This is a genomic window from Streptomyces sp. NPDC002156 (assembly GCF_053593675.1).
Map to the genome: position 1 here is coordinate 43,159 of NZ_JBSFDA010000071.1, position 7,455 is coordinate 50,613.

Annotated in this window: 6 protein-coding genes and 1 pseudogene; 6 read left to right on the top strand and 1 reads right to left on the bottom strand. The window is 71.9% G+C overall.

Annotated features, from left to right (window positions below):
* The first annotated feature begins 159 nt into the window (after positions 1-159).
* The 6 genes from manD to ACWCRB_RS26620 all read left to right on the top strand — a co-directional run bounded on the left by manD (position 160) and on the right by ACWCRB_RS26620 (position 7,065).
* Complete coding sequence (manD, locus tag ACWCRB_RS26595; RefSeq protein WP_450998433.1) at positions 160-1,368, top strand: D-mannonate dehydratase ManD; 1,209 nt, start codon at positions 160-162, stop codon at positions 1,366-1,368.
* Complete coding sequence (locus tag ACWCRB_RS26600) at positions 1,365-2,810, top strand: mannitol dehydrogenase family protein (protein WP_450998434.1); 1,446 nt, start codon at positions 1,365-1,367, stop codon at positions 2,808-2,810. The genes manD and ACWCRB_RS26600 overlap by 4 nt, the downstream gene beginning before the upstream one ends.
* A gap of 75 nt (positions 2,811-2,885) precedes the next feature.
* Positions 2,886-4,289 (top strand): MFS transporter, encoded by a 1,404-nt coding sequence (locus ACWCRB_RS26605; protein WP_450998435.1) that lies wholly within the window; start codon positions 2,886-2,888, stop codon positions 4,287-4,289.
* A gap of 26 nt (positions 4,290-4,315) precedes the next feature.
* Positions 4,316-5,347, top strand: a complete 1,032-nt coding sequence (locus ACWCRB_RS26610) for an L-idonate 5-dehydrogenase (RefSeq protein WP_450998436.1) — start codon at positions 4,316-4,318, stop codon at positions 5,345-5,347.
* Positions 5,348-5,396: 49 nt separating this feature from the next.
* A complete protein-coding gene (locus ACWCRB_RS26615; protein ID WP_450998437.1) occupies positions 5,397-6,401 on the top strand; it encodes a sugar kinase in 1,005 nt (334 codons plus the stop codon).
* Between the two features lie 31 nt (positions 6,402-6,432).
* Complete coding sequence (locus ACWCRB_RS26620; RefSeq protein ID WP_450998438.1) at positions 6,433-7,065, top strand: bifunctional 4-hydroxy-2-oxoglutarate aldolase/2-dehydro-3-deoxy-phosphogluconate aldolase; 633 nt, start codon at positions 6,433-6,435, stop codon at positions 7,063-7,065.
* Between the two features lie 115 nt (positions 7,066-7,180).
* Here the strand turns inward: ACWCRB_RS26620 and ACWCRB_RS26625 are convergent.
* Positions 7,181-7,455: pseudogene (locus tag ACWCRB_RS26625) on the bottom strand (hypothetical protein); the annotation flags it as partial.

Here is a 7,455-nt window from a genome sequence, read left to right on the forward strand (position 1 = left end):
CGGCCATCGTATCGGTGGGTGCGTGCCCGTGAGCTGCGGAGCCCGCGGCGGGGCAGGGGGCGTGAAAACGTGGCGCCACGACCATTGCCACTTCACGACACATGCTTGTATACAAGTACTGGCCGACTAGTCGCACGCACCCTCGAAGGAGAGTCACCCGTGAGCAAGATCGAGCGCGTCGACGTGTTCGTCGCCTCTCCCGGGCGCACGTTCGTCACGCTGCGCATCACCACCACGGACGGCGTGACCGGCCTCGGTGACGCCACGCTGAACGGCCGTGAGCTGGCCGTCGCCAGCTATCTGCGCGATCACGTGGTCCCCCTGCTGATCGGCAAGGACCCCGCCCGTATCGAGGACATGTGGCAGTACCTCTACAAGGGCGCCTACTGGCGGCGCGGGCCGGTCACCATGACCGCGATCGCCGCCGTCGACACCGCACTCTGGGACATCAAGGGCAAGACCGCCGGACTGCCCGTCTACCAGCTCCTCGGCGGCCGGTCGCGGGACGGCGTCCTGGTCTACTCGCACGCCAGCGGCACCGACGTACCCTCACTGCTCGACGACGTCGAGCGCTACCTGGAGCTGGGCTACAAGGCCGTCCGCGCCCAGGCCGCCGTGCCCGACGTCGGGGGCACCTACGGCGTCCGCAAGGGCAAGGTCTACGAACCGGCCGCGAGCGAGCTGCCCGACGAGCAACCGTGGGACACCGAGGCCTACTTGGGGTTCGCGCCCACCTATCTGGAAGCCGTCCGGGAACGCTTCGGCTTCGGCTTCCACCTCCTGCACGACATCCACCACCGGCTCACCCCGATCGAGGCCGCCCGCTTCGGCAAGAGCGTCGAGGAGTGCCGGCTGTTCTGGATGGAGGACCCGACGCCGGCCGAGAACCAGGAGGCGTTCCGCCTCATCCGGCAGCACACCACGACACCGATCGCGGTCGGCGAGGTGATGAACTCGATCTGGGACGTCAAGGACCTGATCACCGAGCAGCTCATCGACTACGTCCGCACCACCGTCGTCCACGCGGGCGGCATCACCCACCTACGGCGGATCTTCGACCTCGCCGCGCTGTACCAGGTGCGGACCGGTTCGCACGGCGCGACCGACCTCTCTCCCGTCAGCATGGCGGCGGCCGTGCACCTCGACATCGCCGTGCCGAACTTCGGCATCCAGGAACACATGGGCCACCCCGACGAGGCCGCCGAGGTGTTCCGCACCGGCGTGACGTTCTCCGCCGGCATGCTCCACCCGTCCGAGGAGCCAGGCCTGGGCGTCGAGTACGACGAGAAGGCCGCGGAGCGTTTCCCGTACCAGCAGCGCTATCTCCCGGTCGCGCGCCGCCTCGACGGGTCGGTGCACGACTGGTGAACGCGCGACCGAACCCTACGAAGCCTCTGAGCCGTACGACGCCGCTCGCCCCGCAGGCCCGGCCCGCGGTCGACCCCGCCGAACTGCGCACCCGCGTGGTCCACTTCGGACTCGGCGCCTTCCACCGCGCCCACCAGGCCGTCTACACCGAGAACGCCGCCGCCCTGTCCGGCGAGCCCTGGGGCATCACCGCCGTGGCGCCGAGGTCGGCGGAGATCGTACGGGCCCTGCGAGAGCAGGACTTCCTGTACTCGCTCACCGAGCGCCGCCCGGAGGGCCCGCGCACCCGGGTCGTCGGCGCGGTGGTCGACGCGCTGGCCATGGGGCCCGACGCGCAGGCCGTCGACGCCCTGCTCGCCGATCCGGAGGTGACGGTGGTGACGCTCACCGTGACCGAGAAGGGCTACCACCGGCTCGCGTCCACGGGCGGGCTGGACACGGCCGCCGTCGCCGCCGACCTCGTCGCGGACCCCGACGGGCCGCTCACCACCGTGCTCGGGCGGCTGGCCGCCGGGCTGGCGGCGCGGATCCGGGCGGGCGGTGCGCCGATCAGCGTCGTGTCCTGCGACAACATGGCGGACAACGGTGCCGTGTTGAGCCGGGTCGTACGGGAATTCGTCGACGCGTCCGACTGGCCCGACCGTGACCGGATCCTGCACCGGATCGCCGAGACCGTCGATTTCCCCGCGACGGTGGTCGACCGGATCGTGCCCGCGGTGAGCGAGGCTGACCGGGTGGCCGCGGCGACCGCACTCGGCGTACGCGACGAGTTGCCCGTGACGGCCGAGCCGTACCGGCAGTGGGTGCTGCAGGACTCCTTCGCGGCGCCCCGGCCGCCGTGGGAACGGGACGGCGCCCTGTTCGTCAGGGATGTGACGCTGTATCAGCTCACCAAGCTGCGACTGCTGAACGGCTCCCACTCGGCGCTCGCGTACCTGGGCACGGCAGCCGGCCGCACCACCGTCGCCGACACCATGGCGACCGACTGGGGCGAGCGTCTCGTCCGAGCTCTGTGCGCGGAGGTCGCCCCCACCCTCCCGGCGGGCGGCCCCGATCCGAGCGCGTACGCCGACGACCTCGTCGTACGTTTCCGCAATCCCGCGATGCACCATCTGCTGCGGCAGATCGGCTCCGACGGATCCCTGAAGATCCCGGAGCGCTGGCTGCCCGCCCTGCGCACGCTGCGCGCCCGGGGCACCAGCGCCCCGGTACTCGAACTCGCCCTCGCCGCCTGGGTGTTCGGCACCCGCCCACCCGGCACCTTCACCGACCCCGCGGCCGACACCTTCGCCGCCTGCTGGGACGTGGGCACCACCCCTGTGGAGACGGTCCGCGCACTGCTGCGCGCCCTCGGCTCGACGGACCTGGCCGACGACGACGCACTCACCACCGCGATCGCCGGCCGACTCCCCGCCCTCCAGGCCGGACGCATCGAGATCTGAGCCCCCGCCCCGCCCGTCCCCCATCTCGTTCCCGCCCCGCGTCCCCAACACGGCATACGAACAACGGAGTTCACGATGCACGACAGCCCCACCCTCGCGGAGACCGCTCCCCCCGCTCGGCGAACCACACGCGATCTCACCAAGGCCGCCGTCTCCGGCTGGCTCGGTACGGCCATGGAGTTCATGGACTTCCAGCTGTACTCGCTGGCCGCGGCGATCGTTTTCAACAAGATCTTCTTCCCGGACGTCAGCCCCGCGATCGGATTGATAGCCGCGATGGCGACCTACGGCGTCGGCTACGTCGCCCGGCTGGCCGGTGCCATCTACTTCGGCCGGATGGGCGACCGGATCGGCCGCAAGAAGGTCCTCGTCATCACGATCCTGCTGATGGGCGCGTCCACCACCCTCATAGGCGCCCTGCCCACCTACGCCACGATCGGCATCCTCGCGCCGAGCCTGCTCGTCCTGCTGCGGCTGATCCAGGGCTTCGGCGCCGGTGCGGAGATCGCCGGGGCCACCGTGCTGCTCGCCGAGTACGCCCCCGTACGCAGGCGCGGGCTGATCGCCTCGCTGGTGTCGCTCGGCACGAACTCCGGAACTCTCGCCGCCTCCGGGCTGTGGGCCATCCTGATCGGCGTACTCAGCGAGGACCAACTCCTCTCCTGGGGCTGGCGGTTGCCGTTCCTGCTGAGCTTCGTCCTCATGCTCTTCGCGGTCTGGCTGCGCGGCGGCCTCAAGGAGAGCCCGGTCTTCGAGGAACGCCCCGACGTCGTCGACGGTGTGGCGATGGACCGCAGCGAGGTCGAGTCCACCATCGCCGCAGTCTCCTCCGTCGACGAGCACCGGAGCAGCGTCCTCGCGGCGGGCATCCGCCAGCGCAAGGGCAGGGCGTTCTTCCTCGCGCTGGGGCTGCGCCTCGGCCAGGCGGGCAACTCCGGGCTGATCCAGACGTTCCTGGTCGGCTACATCGCCACCAACCTCTCGGTCGGACGCTCCATCCCCACGGACGCGATCGTCTACGGCTCACTCCTCGGCTTCGCCACCGTGCCGGCGGTGGGCATGCTCGGCGACCGTTTCGGACGCCGCCCGCTCTACATGGCGCTCTCGCTGCTGACCGTCGTCATGGCCTTCCCGGTGATGTTCCTCATCACGTCCGGCTCCACCCCCGCGCTGATGCTCGGCATGGTCCTCGGCCTGAACATCGGCGTCCTCGGCCTCTTCTCCCTGGAGAGCGTGACGATGGCCGAACTCTTCGGCTCCCGCACCCGGTTCACCCAGCTCGCCCTCGCCAAGGAGATCGGCGGCATCCTCACCACCGCGATCGGCCCGGTCCTCGCGGCCTCGCTCACCGCCGTCACCGGCAGCTGGTGGCCCATCGCGGTGATGCTCGTCGTCTACTCGCTCATCACCTTCGTCAGCGCGTACCTGGCACCCGAGACACGGGGACGCGACCTGGTCCGACTGGAGGACGCCGTATGAGTCCGTGCCGTACGAGTTCATGCCGTATGAGGGCGGTCGTGGTGCACGGCCCCGGCGACGTACGCGTCGACGAGCGGGCCCGGCCGGTGCCGGGCGCCGACGAGGTGCTGCTCGCCCTGGAGTGGGGCGGGATCTGCGGATCCGACATCGCGTACTGGAAGAACGGGGCATCCGGCACCGCCTCCCTCTCACACCCGCTGGTGCTCGGCCACGAGGTCGCGGGCCGGATCGCCGCACTCGGCGACGGGGTCACCGGTCTGCACGAGGGACAGCAGGTCACCGTCCACCCGGCCCAGTTGGTCGGCGACGGCGTCCTGCCGGACCGGATCGCCGGACGCACCAACCTCTACCCGCACATCCGCTACTTCGGCTCGGCGGCCTTCGCCCCGCACACCGACGGCGGGTTCAGCGAATACCGTACGGTCCGCGCGGCCCAGGTCAGACCACTGCCGGACGGCGTCGACACCCAACAGGGCGCCCTGGCCGAACCGTTGGCCGTCGCCCTGCACGCCGTGGGCCGGGTCCCGGCGCTGCGCGGCCGGACGGTCCTGGTCAACGGAGCGGGCCCGATCGGCTCCCTGGTCGTGGCCGCCGCCAGACACCACGGGGCGGGCACCGTCATCGCCGCCGACCTGTCCGCCTCCTCCCTCGCCGTCGCCCGCGCGATGGGCGCCGACGAGACCCGCGACATCTCCCGCGGCGAGGGCCTGCCCGAGGACGTGGACGTGGTCTTCGAGGCGTCCGGCGCCCCGTCCGCGCTCGGCCCGGTGCTACGGGCCACGGCTCGCGGCGGCACGCTCGTCCAGGTCGGCAACCTCCCCGGTACGGCGGTGTCCGCCGCCCTCGGTGACCTGGTGACCCGCGAGATCACCTGGATCGGCTCCTACCGCTTCGTCGAGGAGATCGACGACGCCCTGCTCGCGCTGCGGGACGGTCTGGACGTGACACCGGTGATCACCCACCGCTTCCCGCTGGAACGGGCGGAGGAGGCGCTGGCCGTCGCTGCCGACCCCGGCAGCGGGAGCAGCAAGGTGATGCTCCGCCTGACCGCCACTTGACCCCCCGCACGTGACCACACGTCGCCCTCCCGAGAACCAGGAGATTCCCGTGCCCTTGCCGCCCCCGCCCCGTACGGCCGACGGACAGGAACAGGCGGCCGACGTCGTGTGTGTCGGCGAGACGATGGCCGTCCTCAGCCCACCGGGCAGCGGCCCGCTCGCCGAGCAGTCGACACTCGCCATGGCCATCGGCGGTGCCGAGTCCAACGTCGCCTGCACGCTGGCCGGCCTCGGTCACCGCGTCGCATGGGTGAGCCGCCTGGGCGACGACCCGTTCGCGCGCCGCATCCTGGCCGAACTCGCCGCGCGCGGCGTGGACGTGACGGCGGTGGAGACCGACCCGGTCCGCCCGACCGGCATCTACTTCAAGGACCCGACCCCGAACGGCACCCGCACCCACTACTACCGGAGCGGATCGGCCGCCACCCTGATGGGACCCGAGCTGACCCGGCTGCCCGCGCTGCGCCACGCCCGCATCGTGCATCTGTCAGGCGTCGCCGCGGCGCTCTCCGACAGCTGCGCCCGGCTGCTGGAGTCGATCCTCGTCGACCGCGCCACCGGCGGGCCGACCGTCTCCTTCGACGTCAACCACCGCCCCGCACTGTGGCAGGGCGGCACCGCGGAGGCCGCGAAGAGTCTGCTGACCCTCGCCCGCGCCGCCGACATCGTGTTCGTCGGACGGGACGAGGCCGAGGCCCTCTGGGGCACCGCCCACCCGGACGACGTGGCGCAGCTGCTCTCACCCGCCCCGCTGATCGTCGTCAAGGACGCCGAACACGGCGCGACCTCCTACGCCGACGGCACCCGTACGTTCGTCCCCGCGCTGCCCACCCGGGTGGTCGAACCGGTGGGCGCGGGCGACGCCTTCGCCGCCGGCTACCTGGCCGCCGTACTGGAGAACCGCGACGAACGCTCCCGCCTGCGCCTCGGCCATCTGGCAGCCTCCGCGGCACTACGGACCAGGGCCGACGTCCCCGCCCTGCCACCGCGCCCGGAGACCGACCGCCACCTGGCCCTGGACGGCGCGGCCTGGTCCCGCACGACCCCACGCTGAACCCACAGACACGTGAAGGAGCCCTGGCCCCATGAGCACCGACTTCCTCGCCCAGTTGTCGAAGGACCGGGTGATCGCCGTAGTCCGGGCCCCGGAGATCCCCGACGGCGCGGCCCTGTGCGAGGCCCTTCGCGAGGGCGGCATCCACTGGATCGAGTTCACCCGCACCACCCCCGGACTCGCCGCGCATCTGCGCCGCGCGGTGGCCGACGGCCGGGACGGCGTCGGCGCCGGCACGGTGATGACCGCTGATCAGGCAGAGGAGTTGATCGAGGCGGGAGCCCGGTACCTCGTCACCCCCGGCTGCCGCCCAAGCGTCGCCCGGGCGGCAGCGGCGGCCGGCATACCGGTCGTCATGGGCGCCCTGACCCCCACGGAGGTCGGCCTCGCACTCGACCTCGACGTGGCGGCGGTGAAGATCTTCCCCGCCCGCGCCTTCGGCCCCCGCCACTTCCGCGACCTGGCCGGCCCCTTCCCGGACGTACCGCTGGTGGCCTCGGGCGGCATCAACGCGGACAACGCGGCCGACTTCCTCACGGCCGGGGCACGCGCGGTATGCGCCGGTTCGGAGGTCGTACCGCCGGCCGTCGTGGCCGCGGGCGACTGGCCGGAGATCACCCGACGCGCACGTGCCTTCACCGACGCGACCAGGGCCGCTGATTGACCTCAGGGCCCAGGTCGCCCGTCTCCTCGTGGCGGTTGCTCAGGAGGGTTCCTGGACGGCGTTCGGGAGCAGGCCAACCGTCTCGTCGAGCACTCCATGCAGCGGCGGGATCGCGTCAGCCAGGGCGCGGTACCTGCGGGGCGAGTCGGGGGTTCGGTCCGTGACTGGCCCGGAAGCGCTGGTCAGGAGCGGGACAGCGGTGGGAGGAACCGGGAGCTGTGCCGTACGCCGGGCTACGGCGGGTGACGTGCAGGCCGGGGCGGTCAGGTGCAACGTCGGCGCCGGAGTGGTCAACGGTGGTCGGGGCCAAGGGGGGGACGGCGGTGGCCTCGCGGACGACCTGGTCGGTGATGAGGTTGAGGGTGCCGATCTCGTCGGCGTCCCCCCAAC